Below are 16,825 nucleotides of genomic sequence, written 5' to 3'. Positions count from 1 at the left end.
GGGCTGTAATGGCCCCGTTTGCGTTTTGAAGGCTGGATTTCATGACTCAAACGGTTGACGACCTGGTCTCCCAGGCGCAAGAACGCTTCGCCGCGGCCTCCGACGCCGCCGCGCTGGAAAATGCAAAGGCTCGGTTCCTGGGCAAGGAAGGCGCGCTGACGGTGCTGCTGAAAGCCCTGGGCAAGCTCGAACCCGAGCAGAAGCGCGAGATGGGCGCCCGGATCAATCAGGCCAAGCAAAAGGTCGAAGAGCTTCTGAACCTGCGCCGCGCCGCGCTGGCTCAGGCCGAACTGGACGCCCGCCTGGCATCCGAAACCATTGACGTCACCCTCCCGGGCCGCGGTCGCGCGCCGGGCGGCATCCATCCGGTGACCCGGACCTGGGAACGTGTTGAAGAGATCTTCCGTTCCATAGGCTTCGACGTGGCCGACGGCCCCGAAGTGGAAAACGACTGGACCAATTTCACCGCTTTGAACAACCCGCTGGATCATCCGGCGCGTTCCATGCAGGACACCTTCTACGTCGACATGAACGACGCGGACGGCCTGCCTTTGCTGCTGCGCACGCACACCAGCCCCATGCAGGTGCGCTATGCGCGCATGCACAAGCCGCCCATCAAGGTCATCGCGCCCGGGCGCACCTACCGTGTCGACAGCGACGCCACGCACTCGCCCATGTTCCACCAGGTGGAGGGGCTCTGGATCGCCGAGGACATCTCGTTTGCTGACCTGAAGGGTGTGTACACCGATTTCCTGCGCTGCTTTTTCGAGACCGACGACCTGGCCGTGCGTTTCCGCCCGTCGTTTTTCCCGTTCACGGAACCTTCCGCCGAAATCGACATGATGTTCACCTCGGGTCCGAACCGCGGTCGCTGGCTGGAGATTTCCGGCTCGGGCCAGGTGCACCCGCAGGTGGTGCGCAACTTCGGCCTTGATCCCGAGCGCTACATCGGCTTTGCCTTCGGTTCCGGACTTGAGCGCCTGACCATGTTGCGCTACGGCGTCAACGATCTGCGCCAGTTCTACGAAGGCGATTTGCGCTTCCTGCGCCAGTTCAACGAATAACAGACGGCTGATCATGCAATTTCCCGAATCCTGGCTGCGTACGCTGGTCAATCCCGCGATCGCCACCGATGAACTTGCACACCGGCTTACCATGGCCGGCCTGGAAGTCGAAGACACCGTGCCCGCCGCGCCCGCTTTCAGCGGCGTGGTCGTGGGTCACATCGTCGACATCGCGCCGCATCCCGACGCCGACAAGCTGCGCGTCTGCAAAGTGGACGACGGTTCTGGCGAACTGCTGCAGATCGTGTGCGGCGCGCCCAATGCCGCGGCTGGCCTGAAAGTGCCGCTCGCGCGCGTCGGCGCCGAGCTGCCTGGCGGCATGAAGATCGGCGTAGCGAAGATGCGCGGCGTGCAGTCGTCGGGCATGCTGTGCTCGGCTCGCGAACTGGGCCTGTCGCAAGACCATGCCGGCCTCCTGGAACTGCCGGCTGACATGAAGCCCGGGCAATCGATCCGTGAAGCGCTGGACCTGGACGACACGCTCTTCACCCTGAAGATGACGCCCAACCGCGCCGACTGCCTGTCCATTCTGGGCGTGGCGCGCGAAGTGGCTGCCCTGACGGGCGCGCCGCTTTCGGTGCCCACCGCCGTCGCCGTGCCCGTTACGCTGGACGAACGCCTGCCGGTGAAGGTCGAAGCGCCTGATCTGTGCGGCCGTTTCGGCGGCCGCGTGATTCGTGGCGTCAATGCCCGTGCCGCCACGCCCGAATGGATGAAGACGCGGCTGGAGCGCGCAGGCCAACGTTCGGTATCTGCGTTGGTGGACATCTCCAACTACGTCATGCTGGAACTCGGCCGCCCGTCGCACGTGTTCGATCTGGACAAGATCCGCGGCGACCTCAGCGTGCGCTGGGCCCGCGAAGGCGAAACGCTCGAACTGCTGAACGGCCAGACCGTTGCGCTGGACTCGAAGGTCGGCGTGGTCGTGGCCGGCGATCAGGTGGAAAGCCTGGCCGGCATCATGGGCGGCGAAGCGACCGCCGTCACGCTGGACACCCGCAACATCTATCTGGAAGCCGCGTTCTGGTGGCCGCAGTCGCTCGCCGGCCGCGCGCGCCGCTACAAATTCAGCTCGGAAGCCAGCCACCGGGGCGAGCGGGGCGTGGATTACGCGACCATCCCCGAGCACATCGAATTCATCACGCGCCTGATCATCGACATCTGCGGCGGACAAGCCGGTCCGCTGGACGACCAGATCATCAACCTGCCCAAGCGCGAACCCGTGCGCATGCGCCTCGCGCGCTGCCATCGCGTGCTGGGCGTGCCTGTCACGCAAGCCGAAGTCGCCAAAATTTTCGGCAGCCTGGGCCTGGATTTCCAGACCGAAGGCGATGACTTCATCGTCACGCCGCCTTCCTATCGCTTCGACCTGGTGCTGGAAGAGGACCTGATCGAAGAAGTGGCCCGCATCTATGGCTTCGAGAACATTCCGGCGGAACCGCCCATGGCGCGCGCCAAGATGTACTCGCAGCCCGAGGTCCGCCGTGGCGCGCACGCGCTGCGCCGCTTGGCCGCTGCGCAGGATTACCAGGAAGTCGTTAACTACAGCTTCGTCGAAGCCGACTGGGAACGCGACTATGCCGGCAACGAGACGCCGGTGCGCCTGGTCAACCCGATCGCCAGCCATCTTTCGGTCATGCGCTCGAGCCTGATCGGCGGCCTGGTCGCCAACGTGCGCCACAACGCCAATCGCAAGCAGACTCGCGTGCGTGTGTTCGAGCTGGGGCGGGTGTTCCTGCGCGACGCATCCGCGCAGGACGGTCCGCTGGAAGTGGCCGGTGTGCGCCAGCCCATGAAACTGTCGGGCGCGGCCTGGGGGCCGGCGGTGGAAGAGCAGTGGGGCGTCGCAACGCGCCAGGTGGACTTCTATGATGTGAAGATGGACGTCGAGGCGCTGTTTGGTGCGCGCGGCGACCGTCTGCGCTTCGAAGCGGCCTCGCATCCTGCCCTGCATCCTGGCCGCAGCGCCCGCATCGAACTGGACGGCAAGCTGGTCGGCTGGGTCGGCGAGCTGCATCCGCGTTGGGCCCAGCAAGCCGATCTGGCGCACGCGCCTGTCGTGTTCGAACTGGACGTGGCCGCGCTATCTGAAGGCGAAATGCCCCAGGTACGCGAGCTGTCGCGCCAGCCTGTGGTGGTGCGCGACCTGGCGCTGTGGGTCGATGCCCACGTGTCGGTGCAATCCATGCTCGACACCGTTGCTGCGGCCGTGAAGGCGGACCCGCAGTTGTCGGTGGTGCAGGACGCGCGCGTGTTCGACGTGTGGCGCGAGAAGGCCCAAGGCAGCGAGCCCGTCGCCGAGAAAAGCCTTGCTTTCCGTTTCTGGCTACAGGACACTGAGGTCACACTGGACGAGCCCCGGGTGGCGGATTGCCTGGCTCGCATCAAGGAAGCCTTGGTGGCTGCGCATGGCGCCCGCCAACGCGCTTGAACCATGGGGAACAGTATGCTTGCTGCCGAGCCGCGCACTCTGACCAAGGCTGAACTGGCCGAACTGCTCTTCGAGCGGGTCGGCCTGAACAAGCGCGAAGCCAAGGACATCGTTGATACCTTCTTCGAGGAAATCCGCGATGCCTTGGCGCGCGGAGATTCTGTCAAGCTGTCCGGCTTCGGCAATTTCCAGGTGCGCGACAAACCGCCGCGCCCTGGCCGCAATCCCAAGACCGGCGAGACCATCCCCATCGCCGCGCGCCGCGTCGTTACTTTCCACGCGAGCCAAAAGCTCAAGAGCGTGGTGGAGCAGGCGGCCCCCGCGGCATCCGATGCCGAGGAGTGATACGCTTTGTCGGCAATTGTTATCGGCGCCTGACGCATCGCGGCATAAAATCTCCTTATGACACGTACCGAATCCACCGTTACCTTACCGCCCATTCCCGCCAAGCGTTACTTCACCATCGGTGAAGTCAGCGACCTGTGTGGCGTCAAGCCCCATGTCTTGCGGTATTGGGAACAGGAATTCACGCAGCTCAAGCCGGTGAAGCGGCGCGGCAATCGGCGCTACTACCAGCATCATGAAGTGCTGCTGATCCGCCGCATCCGTTCGCTGCTGTATGAGCAAGGCTTCACGATCAGCGGCGCGCGCAATCGCCTGGGCGATGCACGCGACGTGCCGCACGATCAGGATGCCGCAGTGCGCCTCTCGGGCGCCGAGATGCAAGCATTGCGCAACGAGCTGGGCAACGTCTCGACGATGCTGGCCGAAGCCTTGGGCACTGCGGCAAACGCTGCAGGCGCAAGCGCCGGCAACGTCAGCCCCGCAGCCTGATCGCCGGCGCATCGGTTTCTCCATATTGTTTGAACGCAGTACCTGCAACGCGCGGCGCAAGCCGCGCGTTGCATTGAGCAGTACCTCGCGCAGCATGCATCGATGCGCATGCGGTTGATGCAATCGATGAACGCAGCGCGAAAATTTTTTTGAGTATTCAGCACTTTTTTTGCACGAATGCGTGCAAACAATTTTTTGTTCTGCTATACTCTTTTTCTTTCGGGGCGTAGCGCAGCCTGGTAGCGCACTTGCATGGGGTGCAAGGGGTCGCGAGTTCGAATCCCGCCGTCCCGACCAGCAATACCCTAGGGGGTTAGTGATGAAAATCACTAACCCCCTTTCTCTTTTGTTTTTCCTTTTGCGTAGCTTTGCGTGTCTTCTTCATCACGCGTATTGCCCGTTAAGCATCCCTCCTCGCGAGCGTATGCGTTGCAGTCGCTGCAACTTTGTCGGCGTACTCGATTAACTTGCCGAGTTTGGCCGCAGGGTAGTGCAGCGACGTCGGTGCATCAAGCCACAATGCGCATGTCTGCCGAGAGTCCACGGCGACTTTCCGCAGCTTCACTTCGTTTGCCATCCGCGCAGCCGCTAGAAAAGACCGATCATGAAGCTATCCCGGGTGGCATGGGCAGGCCTTCCACCACGGCGAGTTTTTCCATGGCATTTTCCAAGATGGCGCGTGCCTGGCCGGCTGCCCGCTGCAAATCACTGTGCAGTCGGGCATCGTCCGCGTTACGTGACGCGCATTGGGCGCTGTAGCGTTCGAAGCTTCCCACCATTATTAAAAGGTCTGCCAGATGCTTTGGGCATTCGCACGCCAAACCGCTGCCGGAGGCCATGATGGTCAGGAGCGCGTCTTCGTCGAAGCGAATTCCGGGCATCTGAGGCTGTTGGTGCGGAGGAAGACGATCTCCAGCCAGGGCCGAGCGGCATAAGAGGGCCAATTCGCTTATATCGGCTGGGACGCGCGCGACCAAGCAGTCCTTGGCGCGGAGTGCCCGAATGGTCGCGCTGGCGCAGAACCGATAGAGCACCACAACGGCGACTGCGCCCCAGATCTTCTTGGTTTCGGCTATCAGTGGAATCGCGCTGTCGTGCAATTCCGACTGTTCGATGACTAGAACCTCTACGTTGGCGTTTGGCGGTTGCTGAACCGCCTGCTCTAGATGAGTGCAGCTGTACTCCAGTACCAGATCTGTTCCAACGCGCGCACTGCCGGAAAGACGGTTCGCAAGATTACCTCCGACTATCCCGATTCGAACTGGTCCGAGGGCATCGGGCGGCGTGCGTGTGGCGTTGCACAGGTCCTGGAGCTGGTTGTCAGGCATCAGGGCCAGTACGCCAATTGCATGGCCCTGGTCCACCAACTGCTTCAACAAGCTTAATTTGCGGACCTGCTCAGCGGAATACAAACGCTGTCCTCGCTCCGATCTCTCGGTATTGGAGAGGTTGTAGCGGCGTTCCCAAACGCGCAGTGTTTCCGGGGAAAGTCCCGCGAGGCGTGCGGCCGCGCCGCTTCGATAGGCGACTTGCTTTTGTTCCGGGGAAGAAGTCTTGGATGCCATGTCTGTCCCTATGCTGTTTGACCCGATTTTGAACCGGTTTGTTTTGATTTTAGCGGGTCATTTTGTGGACGACAAAAAAGCTTGCGCGTAAATTTATTTGCAAGCGGTTCAACTGGGCCGCTCGATACCGTGACCAGGGGGAGCCGCCTTGACTATGCGGCCCCTTGCCAATGAAAGGAGTCAATTATGAAACGCGTCCTGACCACCATCTCGTTCGCTTTGGCTGTTGGCACTGCACACGCTGCCGACATCGTTGATACCGCGAAGTCAGCCGGTTCCTTCAATACCTTGGTTACGGCGGTGCAAGCGGCGGGCCTTGTAGATACGCTAAAAGGACCGGGGCCGTTCACAGTGTTCGCGCCGACCGATGACGCATTCGCCAAGATCCCCAAAGATAAACTCGACGCACTACTGAAAGACAAGGCGGCATTGACCAAAGTCCTGACCTATCACGTCGTGCCAGGCAAAGTGCTGGCAAAGGACGTCAAGGCCGGTACTGTGAAGACTGTTGAAGGAGGCTCGTTGACCGTGGCCGTAACTGGTGGGCAGGTCAGTGTGGACAATGCCAAGGTAATAAAGACGGACGTGGCGGCGGACAATGGTGTGATTCACGTTATAGATACGGTGGTGATGCCCAAGTAGCGGGTATCTCGTTTTCGAGCGAGGCCGCTCGAGCGGCCAGCACCTCCAACCGGTCGCTACGCAAGGGCCCGCCACACAACGTCGCGGGCCCTTCCGGTTAAATTCATAAAAGTCTTCGAGGGGTGCGGTCCGCATGGCAACGTGATACCCCTACGATGAGTCGCCGGAAGAAAAATCACTTAAAAGAAAACGGCCGCCCGAATGCAGCGCCGCGTTCTCAGTGCCAAAGGACGAAGGAGAGGGATCGTTGATGTATGTCGTGCTGTGGAGCTTGCTGGCCCTGGCCGCGTTTGCTGGCAGTGTGTTCTTGCTCTGGACTCGGCCGTTTCAATTCAAGGACCAGGGTGCCGGGCCCGACTATCGGCCGTCTGCCGGCCTCGCAGGAGCTTTGATGATGGTCGCCATCCTAGCGTTGGTCATTGCGTTGGCGCAATGACGTGAAAGCTCTGGCGGTGGCTTTCGGGTCGTCCTGATGGCTTGGTTAAGATAAGGCCCATTTCATTGACATGCCTGCCTGATGCCTCCATTCCCACGCACATCGCTGATCAAAAAGATATCCGCCAGCAAAATCACACTGCTGTTGATCGTATCCAATATCGCCGTGTACCTCGCGGCCGGATTTCTGGATACGCGGGCGTTCGAAAGCCTGAGCCACGACTCTTTCCTGATCGACTGGGGCGGAAACGTGCCGGCATTGACGTTGTCTGGCGAGTACTGGCGCCTATTCACAAGTATGTTCCTGCATGTGGGCTTTCTGCATCTGGCGGTCAACATGCTGGCGCTCTGGTCGCTGGGTATGATTCTGGAGGCCCGCATGCGCCCCTTGGTGTTTCTGGGCGTATATATGCTGGCGGGGCTGTGCGGCAGCCTGGTCACGGCGCTTTGGCATCGTGATGAGTTGTTCCTGAGTTGCGGCGCGTCCGGCGCTATCCTGGGAATTTTTGGAGCTGCCATCCTCTATGGCCTGCACGACCGCCGCGAGGGGCGACCACACATTCCGCCAGCCAATCTCCTATTCAGCCTGGTACTGACCTTTGGCGCTGGTTTTGCCCTCGACATCGACAATGCCGCGCACCTTGGGGGCCTGCTGGCCGGAGCGCTGCTGGCGGGTATCGCGTTATGGACCGAGCGTATGCGGCCCATGGCGGCGGTGGCTGTGTTGATCTCCACGGCTTTGATCGTTGGCGCGGCGCTGGCGGGAGTGACCTTCCATTATCATGACCGAAGCATGCAGGAGCAGATTGCAGCCGCGCGGTTTGAGCGCACCTTGGCGAGCATGGGCTTGTTGCAGCCCGCCAGAGCGCTCTCTGGCGCGCTGAGCCTCGACGAGTGTGCCGCCCGCGCGTTGTCCGAGGCCGCGCAGAGCGCGCGCGCTATCCCGGACCTGAGGCGCTGTGCCAAGCTGGACAACGGATATCAGCGCTTGTTGGCAGAGTTCATGCCGCAGCGGTATCAACGTTGCCTCGTTCAGACCGCGCAATTGCAGCAGCTGTACCCCGATGCGGCGACGCGCAAGGCATTGGCCGGGATAGAGCAGTATTGCGACATGCAGACCCGTATCTATGCCGCCATCTTTCAGGATCAAGCCGTCGGGCTCAACGTGGAGAAGGCCCAGCACGCGCGTCTCTTGACGAGGTTCCTGGTGGATGGCGGAAAGAATTTCCGGACGGATTCCGCTCCGTTGCAGGCGCAGGCGCATGCCCTGCAGGCCTTGCTCAGGCGGCCGGGTGAGTTGGCCTTCGAGATTGTGCGGCGTTCAGGTTGCCCATACTGGAGTTGCGCGCGCTAGCGTTGCGCTCGATCTCGCAGGAGGGGGGGCTCGCTATTGAGAGGCTTCATGCGCGTGAACGTGTCCAGGGAGGGCTCCAGATCGATACCCAAGGGGCCGAGGCGCGGAGCCAGCGCCCGGGCGTTGCGCGCGAGCTGCTCGTTATCGGGCAACTCGCCATTGACCGCCACGATGACGCGATTGCCCGTCTGCAGATTGAAGAACGTTCCGAACACCGCCGCATAGGTCGCCGACTCGCGCTCATACAGTTGGCTATTGGTGAACGTATTCGCCACCGCCACGCCGCCCGGCGCGAGGATGCCGCGCACGTGCTGCAGGAACTCCAGCGTCATCAGGTGTTCGGGGATGTAGTCGACGTCGAACGCGTCCAGCATCACCATGTCGTATTGCTGCCCGTCGCGATGGGCGCGTTCAATGTACGCTCGGCCGTCTTCCAGGAATAGGCGTTGCCTGGAGCCCTGCTGGTAGCCGAAGTAGCGCGCCGCGACGGCGCCCACCGCGGGATCGATTTCCACGGTATCGACAACCGTGCCGGGCAGGAGCCTGGCCAGGGTGTTCTGCAGCGTGGCGCCGCCCAGTCCGACGATCAGGATGTTTCTCGGCTTGGGGTGGAGGTAGAGCGCGGTCATCATCATGCGCGTGTAGGAAAACACCAGTTGCCCGGGGTGCTCCAGGCTCATGCAGGTCTGGCGACCGATGTCGTGCATGGAGTTGAAATTCATGCAGCGCTCGCCGTTTTCCTCGAATACCAGCAGTTTGCCGAACTGCGAGTCTTCGCTATGGATCAGCTGCGGGCCGCCATTGCCCCGCAGCAGCAGCAATGCTGCCCCAGCGATGACGAGTGCGAGTACGGTACGGCTGGCAATGCGGAACATAGGGCGGAGGGCGATAAGCAAGGGACGCGTCATCGTATCCTGCTCGGGGAGCGGCCGCGCGGCGTCCGGGGGAGGATGGCCTCGGGACATTAGAAATCAGCGATCGTTTTTATTGAAAGATTCGTTCTATATATTTCATTTCCTTAAATACTTGGCTCTCCTTAGAATTTTGCTCGAAACGGGACGCATGGATTCCCGTTCGAAAAATCAGAGGAGACCCGCATGTTCTACGATCCCGTCCCGAGGATTCAGGCCAGCGTATATGCCCGGCTGCCCGACGAGTTGAAGTGGCAAGGCCAGGACCTGAACGAGTGGGTCGCCGGCCAGCCGCAGGGCAATCCGCCGCGCTCGTTGCTCGAAGGGCCTTCCTTCGGGCCGGACGGCCTGCTGTATTGCGTGGACGTCATCAACGGCCGCATCCTGCGCGTCGATGCGCGCGGCGAGTTCGAGCCGCTGGCGCAGTACGACGGCTGGCCCAATGGCCTGAAGTTCCATCGCGACGGGCGCATTTTCATTGCCGACTACAAGCACGGCATCATGCAGTTCGACCTTGAACGCCGCGAGCTGCGGCCGGTGCTCGAGCGCTACAACATCGAGCGCTTCAAGGGAGTGAACGACCTGTTCTTCTCGCAGGCGGGCGACCTGTACTTCACCGACCAGGGCATGACCGGCTGGCAGGACCCGACCGGACGCCTGTTCCGCTTGCGCCCGGACGGACAGCTGGATTGCCTGCTTGATTGCATACCCAGTCCCAACGGCCTGGTCATGGACCTGGACGAGCACGCGCTGTATGTCGCCGCGACGCGGGCCAATGCGATCTGGAAGGTGCCGCTGCTGCGCAATGGTCAGGTCGGCAAGGTCGGCACCTTTATCCAGATGTCGGGAGGCGGCGGTCCGGACGGACTGGCTCTGGACGCGCGCGGAGGCCTGTGCATCGCCCACGTGGGCCTGGGCACGGTTTGGTGCATGGACCCGCTGGGCCAGCCGGCCCTGCGCATCCAGTCGCCTGAGGGGCTGCACACAACCAATGTGGCCTTTGGCGGGCCTGGCGGACGCACGCTCTACATCACCGAGTCCAGTTCGGCCTGCATCCTGCGCGTTGACCTGGACGTGGCGGGCAAGCCCATGTACCTGCCGGCGCCCGATGCGCAGGCTCTCTGAGTACCACATACCCCAACTACCAAAAGGACGGAACAGATGGATCAGGCAATTGTGCTGGGCGCGGGCACCATGGGGGCCGACGTTGCCGCCGGCTTTCATGCCGCCGGTTGGCGAGTGTGGCTGGTGGAGCCCGACGCGGCTGCGCGCGCGGCGGCGACGCGGCGCGTGAATGCGTCCAGCGTAATGATCGGCGGGCAGGCGGATGCCGGGCGCATCGTCACCAGCGCCACCATGGAGGAAATCGACTGGAGCGATACGCGCATTGTGGTCGAGTGCGTGCCGGAACTGCTGGAAACCAAGCGCGAGGTCTTCGCTCGCCTGGAACGGCTGGCGCCGGCTTCCATTCCTCTGACCAGCAATTCGTCGAGCTTTCCCATCAGCGCCATCGGCGAAGGTTTGCAGACCCGTTCGCGCATGGTGGGCCTGCATTACTTCATGCCCGCCCATCTGGTGCCCGCCGTGGAGGTGATACGCGGCGAGGCGACCGATGAAGCCATGGCCCAGGAAGTCAGCCGCATCATGCGCGATACCGGCAAGAAGCCGGTGCAGGTCAAGCGAGATGTGCCGGGTTTCCTGGCCAACCGCATCCAGCATGCGCTGATGCGTGAAGCCATTGCGTTGGTGGAGGAGGGCTTCGCTTCGGCCGAGGACGTGGATACGGCCGTGCGCTATGGATTCGGGTTCCGCTATATCGCGGCCGGTCCGCTGCTGCAGAAGGACCTGGCTGGCATCGACATCCATTGCGCGGCTGCCGCGACCATGTACCCGCACTTGCGCACGGACGACAGGCCCAGCCCGCTCATGCGCGAGCTGGTCGAGCAGGGCAACATCGGCGTCAAATCGCCTTCCCTGAGGGGCTTCTACCAGTGGACGCCGGACAGGGTCGCCAAGGAGCAGCGGCGCTACCAGGTCGCCTTGGGCAAGGCCATGCAGATCCTGAAGGATGAGGAAGCGTTGGCCTGACGCAAGCGGCGGGGCTTCGAGCCTGCGGATGCCAGGGTTCTTTAGCCGCCGAGGCTGCCCTGCGCCATTCCGATGCTCGCCCCGGCGGGGCTGCGCTTCGTATGGCTCCGGGGTCCTCGGCTGGCAGTCGCCTGATGCATAGGTTTTCAGCCCCCGTTTATGGGCAGGTGTCGCGAGCCGGTGGCCGGACGGAGGGATCCGAAGCGCAGCCCCAATGGGGCGAGCATCGGAATCCCGCAGTCCGGACGCCGGCGGCTCAAGAACCCTGTCTCACAAAACTGAATCGTTAGGGCTTCGAGCTTGCGGATGCCGGAGTTCTTTAGCCGCCGAGGCTGCCCTGCGCCATTCCGATGCTCGCCCCGGCGGGGCTGCGCTTCGTATGGCTCCGGGGTCCTCGGCTGGCAGTCGCCTAATGCATTGGTTTTCAGTCCCCGTTCATGGGCAGGTGTCGCGAGCCGGTGGCCGGGCGGAGGGATCCGAAGCGCAGCCCGAATGGGGCGAGCATCGGAATCCCGCAGTCCGGCCTCCGGCGGCTCAAGAACCCTGCGTCACAACACCCAAGTGCAGTCCGGATTCTCCTCATCCAGACGGCCTAGGACTCTTAGGGATTTTTTTGACAGAACATAAATTTTTTTCTCTTTTCGCGGACGAGAGTTTGCGAACATGCGTCTAGAGCTTTCAGGCCATAAGAACGCATCGGGAGACAAAAATGTTCTGTAAGAATGCCGCGCGCAAGCGCATACACATCGCGGCGGCTGCGTTTAGCGCGGCCGCGGCGTTCACCGTTTCCGGCCATGCATCCGCGCAGGCTGCCGACACCTATCCCAGCAAGCCCATCCGCCTGATCATCCCGTACCCGCCCGGCGGCGCGACCGACGTCATCGGACGTATCGTAGGCCAGCGCCTGAGCGAGCAGATCGGCGGCCAGGTCGTGATCGAGAACCGGGGCGGGGCGGGCGGCAATATCGGCGCTGCCGAAGTGGCGCGCGCGCAGCCTGACGGGTACACCCTCCTGATGGGAGCGCTGACCTCGCACTCGGTCATGGCGACCCTGGAAAAGGACACCATTGCCTATGACCTGCGCAAAGACTTTGCGCCTGCCGGGGTAGTTGGCTTCGTCCCGCTGGTGGCGGTGGTCAATCCCAAGCTGCCGATCAAATCCTTGGCCGAGCTGGTGAGCTACGCAAAAGCCAATCCCGGAAAACTCAACTTCGCCTCATCGGGCGCCGGCGCTCCCCAGCGCATGGCCATGGAGCTGTTCAAGCAGATCGCGGGCGTCAACATCGTGCACGTGGCTTACCGCGGCAGCGGCCCGGCCATGACCGACCTGGTCGGTGGCCAGGTGGAGACGATGACGGAGACGGTCCCGGCCGCGATCTCCTTTATCAAGTCCGGTCAGCTGCGTCCGCTGGCCGTGTTGACGCCGCAACGCGTGTCGATGCTGCCGGACATCCCGACCGCAGAGGAGCAGGGCTTCAGCGGCTTCAACGTCAGTTCGCTCTTTGGCGTCATGGCGCCGGCGGGCACGCCGGCTCCCATTGTTGCCAAGATCAACAAAGCGCTGATGACTGCGCTGGCCAAGGACGATGCCAAGGCCCAGCTGCTGCAGCAAGGCGTCTACGCCGACGCGCTTGATGTCGATGCCTCCAAGGCGCGCCTGAACGCGGAAATCGAGCAGTGGGCCAAGGTCATCCGCGACGGTGGCATCACCGCAAACTAACTGGAAGCAGCTTGAACAAGATGAGCAAGAAAACCAACGGGGCGGCGCAGGACGAGGCTAGCGGCCTGCGCAAGGGCCTTACCAGCTACGGCGACAGCGGATTCTCGCTGTTCCTGAGAAAGGCCTTCATCAAGGGCGCGGGGTATACGGACGGGGCGCTGGATCGGCCCGTCATTGGCATCGCCAACACGGGCAGCGCCTACAACCCCTGCCATGGCAATGCGCCGCAGCTGCTGGAAGCGGTCAAGCGCGGCATCATGTTCGCCGGCGGGCTGCCGATGGACTTCCCGACCATCTCCATCCACGAGAGCTTCTCCTTTCCCACGAGCATGTACCTGCGCAACCTCATGTCCATGGACACCGAGGAACTGATACGCGCGCAGCCCATGGATGCGGTGGTGTTGATAGGCGGATGCGACAAGACCGTGCCCGCCCAGCTGATGGGCGCCGCCTCCGCGGACATTCCTGCGATCCAGCTGGTGACGGGATCGATGCTGACGGGTTCGCATCGCTCTGAACGAGTCGGCGCATGCACGGATTGCCGCAGGTACTGGGGCAAGTACCGAGCCGAGGAGATCGACGACCAGGAGATCGCCGACGTCAACAACCAGTTGGTGGCCAGCGTGGGCACCTGTTCGGTCATGGGTACCGCAAGCACCATGGCGTGCATCGCCGAAGCGCTGGGCATGACGGTGCCTGGCGGCGCCACGCCTCCCGCGGTCACGGCGGACCGAATGCGCATCGCCGAACTCACCGGCGCGCAGGCCGTCGAAATCGCGCGGCAACGCCTGCGCATCTCGAAGATCCTTACCGCGGATGCGTTCGAGAATGCGATGCGGGTGCTGTTGGCCATAGGCGGATCGACGAACGGCATCATCCACCTCACCGCCATCGCCGGGCGGTTGGGCCTGGACCTGGACCTCAAAGCGCTGGACCGCATGGGCCGCGAGACGCCAGTTCTGGTGGACTTGAAGCCGTCCGGCCAGCACTACATGGAGGACTTTCACAAGGCAGGCGGCATGGCCACGCTGCTGCGCGAGCTCAAGCCCTTGCTGAAGCTCGATGCGCTGACGGTGACCGGCAGGACGCTGGGCGAGGAGATCGAGCGCGCGGGACCGGGGTTCACGCAGAGCGTGGTCAAGACAAGGCAGGACCCGATCTATCCGCAGGGCGGTATCGCCGTGCTGTCGGGCAACTTGGCGCCCGAAGGCGCCATCATCAAGCAGTCGTCTGCCAATGCCGCGCTGATGGAACACGAAGGGCGCGCCGTGGTGTTCGAGAACGCCGAGGACCTGGCGACCCGTATCGACGCCGCGGACCTGGACGTCACGCCGCAGGACATACTGGTCCTGAAGAACATCGGACCGAAAGGAGCGCCCGGCATGCCGGAAGCGGGCTATATCCCTATCCCGAAGAAACTGGCGTCTCAGGGCGTGAAGGACATCATCCGGATATCGGACGGCCGCATGAGCGGCACCGCCTTCGGCACCATTGTGCTGCACGTCACGCCGGAAGCCGCCATAGGCGGGCCGCTGGCCTATGTGCGCAACGGTGACCGCATACGGCTTAGCGTCAGCCAGCGGGAGATTTCCCTGTTGATTCCGGAAGAAGAGCTGGAACACCGCCGCCGCGAGCAGCCCGTCACGCCTCCCACGGCCGAGCGCGGCTACAAAAAGCTCTTCCTGGATACGGTGACCCAGGCCGACAAGGGCGTCGATTTTGATTTCCTGCGCGGCGTGCCAGCCAAACCGAAGTAGGGCTACTCCTTTGCCTCGCGTTCTTCCAAGCCCCCGAAAATGGCGCGGGCGTCCTGGGAAATCGACGCGGCCATCTTGGCGTGATGGCCGCGGGTGTTCCAGATCAGGCCGTTCCTGCGCACGGGGGCGCGGTTGGGCAGGGGGATGCGCGCCACATCCAGCGACTTCCACATGGAGGACCAGTCCGGAATCAGCGCGACGCCCAGGCCTTCGTGCACCAGGGCGACGATGGCAAGCAGGCCGTCGATCTCCAGGCGCTGTTTCGGCCAGATCTGGTGATCGCGCAGATAGCGGTCCGCCAGCTGGCCGCCATAGATGTTCCGGTCATAGCGTATGAAGGGTTGGGTCGACAACAGGGTGTGCGCGTCCTGCCCGGCAAGATGGGATGGGGCCACGACGACCAGCGGCTCTTCCATGAACGGCTGCCAGAGACAGCTTTTAGGCACGGAGAACTGGGGCTCCACCACGATCGCCGCATCGAGTTCTCCGTTGACCACCTTGCCGCACAGGTCGATGGAGCCGCCCGGCGTGACGAACACCGATGCATCCGGATGCCGGCGGTACAGGGACTTGAGGATGGGGGGCAGCACATTCGTGAGCGCCGAGACGAAGCAACCGATGCGGAACTCGCCGGGCTGGTCCCCATCGATGGCCATGGCGCGCAAGTCACGGATGTTCCGGATGGCCGCCTTGGTGCCTTCGAGAATCCGCATGCCGCTTTCGGTTGGCCTGACCGAGCGGCCCGATCGCTTGACCAGTGCTACGCCCAGGTCCATCTCCAGCGCCTTGATGCGGGCGGCAATGGCGGCCGAGGTCAGGTCGAGCTTGCGCGCCGCTTCGGCGAACGAACCGGCTTCGACGACCGCGACGAAGCTTTGCATGCACTTTATGTCCATGATGCGCTGGGCTCTCGCCCTGGAAGGAGAAACTTCAGATTGAAGATCGCACGAACCGCTACGAGCCCGGCCGCGAAAGCTGCAGGCTTGTCGCGCCAATTTCCCCTATGTTAAAGCGTCGAGGTTGAAACCCATGATGGCCCCTGAACTGGCTGCAGCGCGCCAGGAACCAGAAAAATCCCCTGTGGACGGAAGCAGTGAGTTTCCCCCTCTGCTTAAGGTAGGGGTATTCCCCGAGGCAGTGGAAGCCCGCTTCCGCTCGGTGTTCACCGTGATCGACGAGGAGGCGCTCGAGCAGGACCCGGCGCTGGCGGCGCTGATAGGCGGCATCGTGACGCGTTCGAACTACCGGATTACCGCCGAGCTGATGGACCGTTTGCCGCGGTTGCGCATTATCACGACCAACGGGGTCGGCTACGACGGGATTGCGCTGGAGCATGCGCGGCAGAGGGGGATTGCCGTGACCAATACGCCGGACGTGCTGAACAAGGCCGTGGCCGAACTCGCGGTGGGAATGTTGCTTGCGCTGTTGCGCAGGGTTCCCGCGGCCGACCGTTACGTGCGCAGTGGCGCTTGGGAGCGATCGCCATTTCCGTTGGGGGCAAGCCTCGCCGGCAAGAAGGTAGGCATCGTTGGCTTGGGGCGCATCGGTAAGGAGATCGTCCAGCGGCTCGTGCCGTTTGAAGTGGACGTCAGCTACTTTGGACGCGCGCGCCAGGAAGTGCCATGGCGGCACTTCGATTCCCTGCCTGCCATGGCGGGCCACGTCGACGTGCTGATCCTGTCGTGCCCGGGCGGAGCGGCCACGCGGCATATCGTGGATGCGGAGGTATTGCGCGCGTTGGGGCCGAATGGCGTCGTCGTCAACGTCGCCCGCGGTTCGGTCATCAACGAGGCAGACCTGTGCCAAGCGTTGGCCAGTGGCACCATCCAGGGCGCCGCGCTCGATGTGTTCGAGAGCGAACCGCTGGGCGGGAGCCCGTTGCGGTCCCTGCCCAACGTGGTGCTGGCGCCCCACATCGGCAGCGCCACGCACGAAACGCGCCGCCAGATGGCCGAACTGGCGATCCGGAATCTTGTGTCGTTTTTCACGACGGGACGGGCGATCACTCCGGTGGTGTAGCTGCG

At 63.0% G+C, this 16,825-nt stretch carries 15 protein-coding genes and 1 tRNA gene; 13 read left to right on the top strand and 3 right to left on the bottom strand.

All coding sequences use genetic code 11. The features are described from left to right. The first annotated feature begins 41 nt into the window (after positions 1–41). The 5 genes from pheS (at position 42) to VCS63_RS27875 (ending at position 4,626) form a co-directional block, all read left to right on the top strand. Entirely contained in the window at positions 42–1,064 is a 1,023-nt protein-coding gene (pheS, locus tag VCS63_RS27895) for a phenylalanine--tRNA ligase subunit alpha (RefSeq protein WP_042792970.1), read from the top strand. A 13-nt stretch (positions 1,065–1,077) separates the two neighbouring features. Continuing rightward, positions 1,078–3,495 carry a phenylalanine--tRNA ligase subunit beta gene (gene pheT / locus VCS63_RS27890; RefSeq protein WP_149064859.1) on the top strand — a complete coding sequence of 806 codons (2,418 nt, stop codon included), beginning with the start codon at positions 1,078–1,080 and terminating at the stop codon, positions 3,493–3,495. Between the two features lie 3 nt (positions 3,496–3,498). Further along, on the top strand, positions 3,499–3,840 hold the full coding sequence (locus VCS63_RS27885) for an integration host factor subunit alpha (RefSeq protein ID WP_042792972.1): 342 nt from the start codon (positions 3,499–3,501) through the stop codon (positions 3,838–3,840). Between the two features lie 57 nt (positions 3,841–3,897). Next, positions 3,898–4,329 (top strand): MerR family transcriptional regulator, encoded by a 432-nt coding sequence (locus tag VCS63_RS27880; protein ID WP_042792973.1) that lies wholly within the window; start codon positions 3,898–3,900, stop codon positions 4,327–4,329. 220 nt (positions 4,330–4,549) lie between these two features. Further along, a tRNA-Pro gene (locus VCS63_RS27875) sits at positions 4,550–4,626 on the top strand. A 305-nt stretch (positions 4,627–4,931) separates the two neighbouring features. On the opposite strand, the gene VCS63_RS27870 is transcribed toward VCS63_RS27875, so the two are convergent. Then, positions 4,932–5,894, bottom strand: a complete 963-nt coding sequence (locus VCS63_RS27870) for a MerR family transcriptional regulator (RefSeq protein WP_042792974.1) — start codon at positions 5,892–5,894, stop codon at positions 4,932–4,934. Between the two features lie 186 nt (positions 5,895–6,080). On the opposite strand from VCS63_RS27870, the gene VCS63_RS27865 reads away from it, so the two are divergent. The 3 genes from VCS63_RS27865 (at position 6,081) to VCS63_RS27855 (ending at position 8,325) form a co-directional block, all read left to right on the top strand. Next, complete coding sequence (locus VCS63_RS27865; protein ID WP_042792975.1) at positions 6,081–6,536, top strand: fasciclin domain-containing protein; 456 nt, start codon at positions 6,081–6,083, stop codon at positions 6,534–6,536. 250 nt (positions 6,537–6,786) lie between these two features. Next, on the top strand, positions 6,787–6,972 hold the full coding sequence (locus VCS63_RS27860; protein WP_223306447.1) for a hypothetical protein: 186 nt from the start codon (positions 6,787–6,789) through the stop codon (positions 6,970–6,972). An 81-nt stretch (positions 6,973–7,053) separates the two neighbouring features. Continuing rightward, positions 7,054–8,325 (top strand): rhomboid family intramembrane serine protease, encoded by a 1,272-nt coding sequence (locus VCS63_RS27855; protein ID WP_149064856.1) that lies wholly within the window; start codon positions 7,054–7,056, stop codon positions 8,323–8,325. Here VCS63_RS27855 and VCS63_RS27850 read toward each other — a convergent pair. Then, on the bottom strand, positions 8,322–9,233 hold the full coding sequence (locus VCS63_RS27850) for a fused MFS/spermidine synthase (protein WP_323881651.1): 912 nt from the start codon (positions 9,231–9,233) through the stop codon (positions 8,322–8,324). The genes VCS63_RS27855 and VCS63_RS27850 overlap by 4 nt on opposite strands. A gap of 189 nt (positions 9,234–9,422) precedes the next feature. Here VCS63_RS27850 and VCS63_RS27845 point away from each other — a divergent pair, with 189 nt between their 5' ends. The 4 genes from VCS63_RS27845 (at position 9,423) to VCS63_RS27830 (ending at position 14,801) form a co-directional block, all read left to right on the top strand. Beyond that, entirely contained in the window at positions 9,423–10,361 is a 939-nt protein-coding gene (locus VCS63_RS27845) for an SMP-30/gluconolactonase/LRE family protein (protein ID WP_278484041.1), read from the top strand. 36 nt (positions 10,362–10,397) lie between these two features. Further along, positions 10,398–11,324: a 3-hydroxyacyl-CoA dehydrogenase family protein gene (locus VCS63_RS27840; RefSeq protein ID WP_042792978.1), complete on the top strand. Its 927-nt coding sequence runs from the start codon at positions 10,398–10,400 to the stop codon at positions 11,322–11,324. Positions 11,325–12,033: 709 nt separating this feature from the next. Next, positions 12,034–13,044, top strand: coding sequence for a tripartite tricarboxylate transporter substrate binding protein (locus VCS63_RS27835; RefSeq protein ID WP_323881649.1), 1,011 nt, complete (start codon positions 12,034–12,036; stop codon positions 13,042–13,044). 20 nt (positions 13,045–13,064) lie between these two features. Then, a complete protein-coding gene (locus tag VCS63_RS27830) occupies positions 13,065–14,801 on the top strand; it encodes an IlvD/Edd family dehydratase (protein ID WP_323881648.1) in 1,737 nt (578 codons plus the stop codon). A gap of 2 nt (positions 14,802–14,803) precedes the next feature. Here VCS63_RS27830 and VCS63_RS27825 read toward each other — a convergent pair whose 3' ends face one another. Then, the gene (locus VCS63_RS27825) at positions 14,804–15,697 is read right to left on the bottom strand and encodes a LysR family transcriptional regulator (RefSeq protein ID WP_063640463.1); all 894 of its coding nucleotides are present in this window, start codon (positions 15,695–15,697) and stop codon (positions 14,804–14,806) included. Between the two features lie 184 nt (positions 15,698–15,881). Between VCS63_RS27825 and VCS63_RS27820 the strand changes: the two genes are divergently transcribed. After that, on the top strand, positions 15,882–16,820 hold the full coding sequence (locus VCS63_RS27820) for a 2-hydroxyacid dehydrogenase (protein WP_239500991.1): 939 nt from the start codon (positions 15,882–15,884) through the stop codon (positions 16,818–16,820). Positions 16,821–16,825 lie beyond the last annotated feature (5 nt).

It is taken from the genome of Achromobacter sp. D10 (assembly GCF_035282245.1).
GTDB lineage: Bacteria > Pseudomonadota > Gammaproteobacteria > Burkholderiales > Burkholderiaceae_B > Achromobacter > Achromobacter insolitus.
This window is presented reverse-complemented; position numbering and strand designations above follow the sequence as displayed.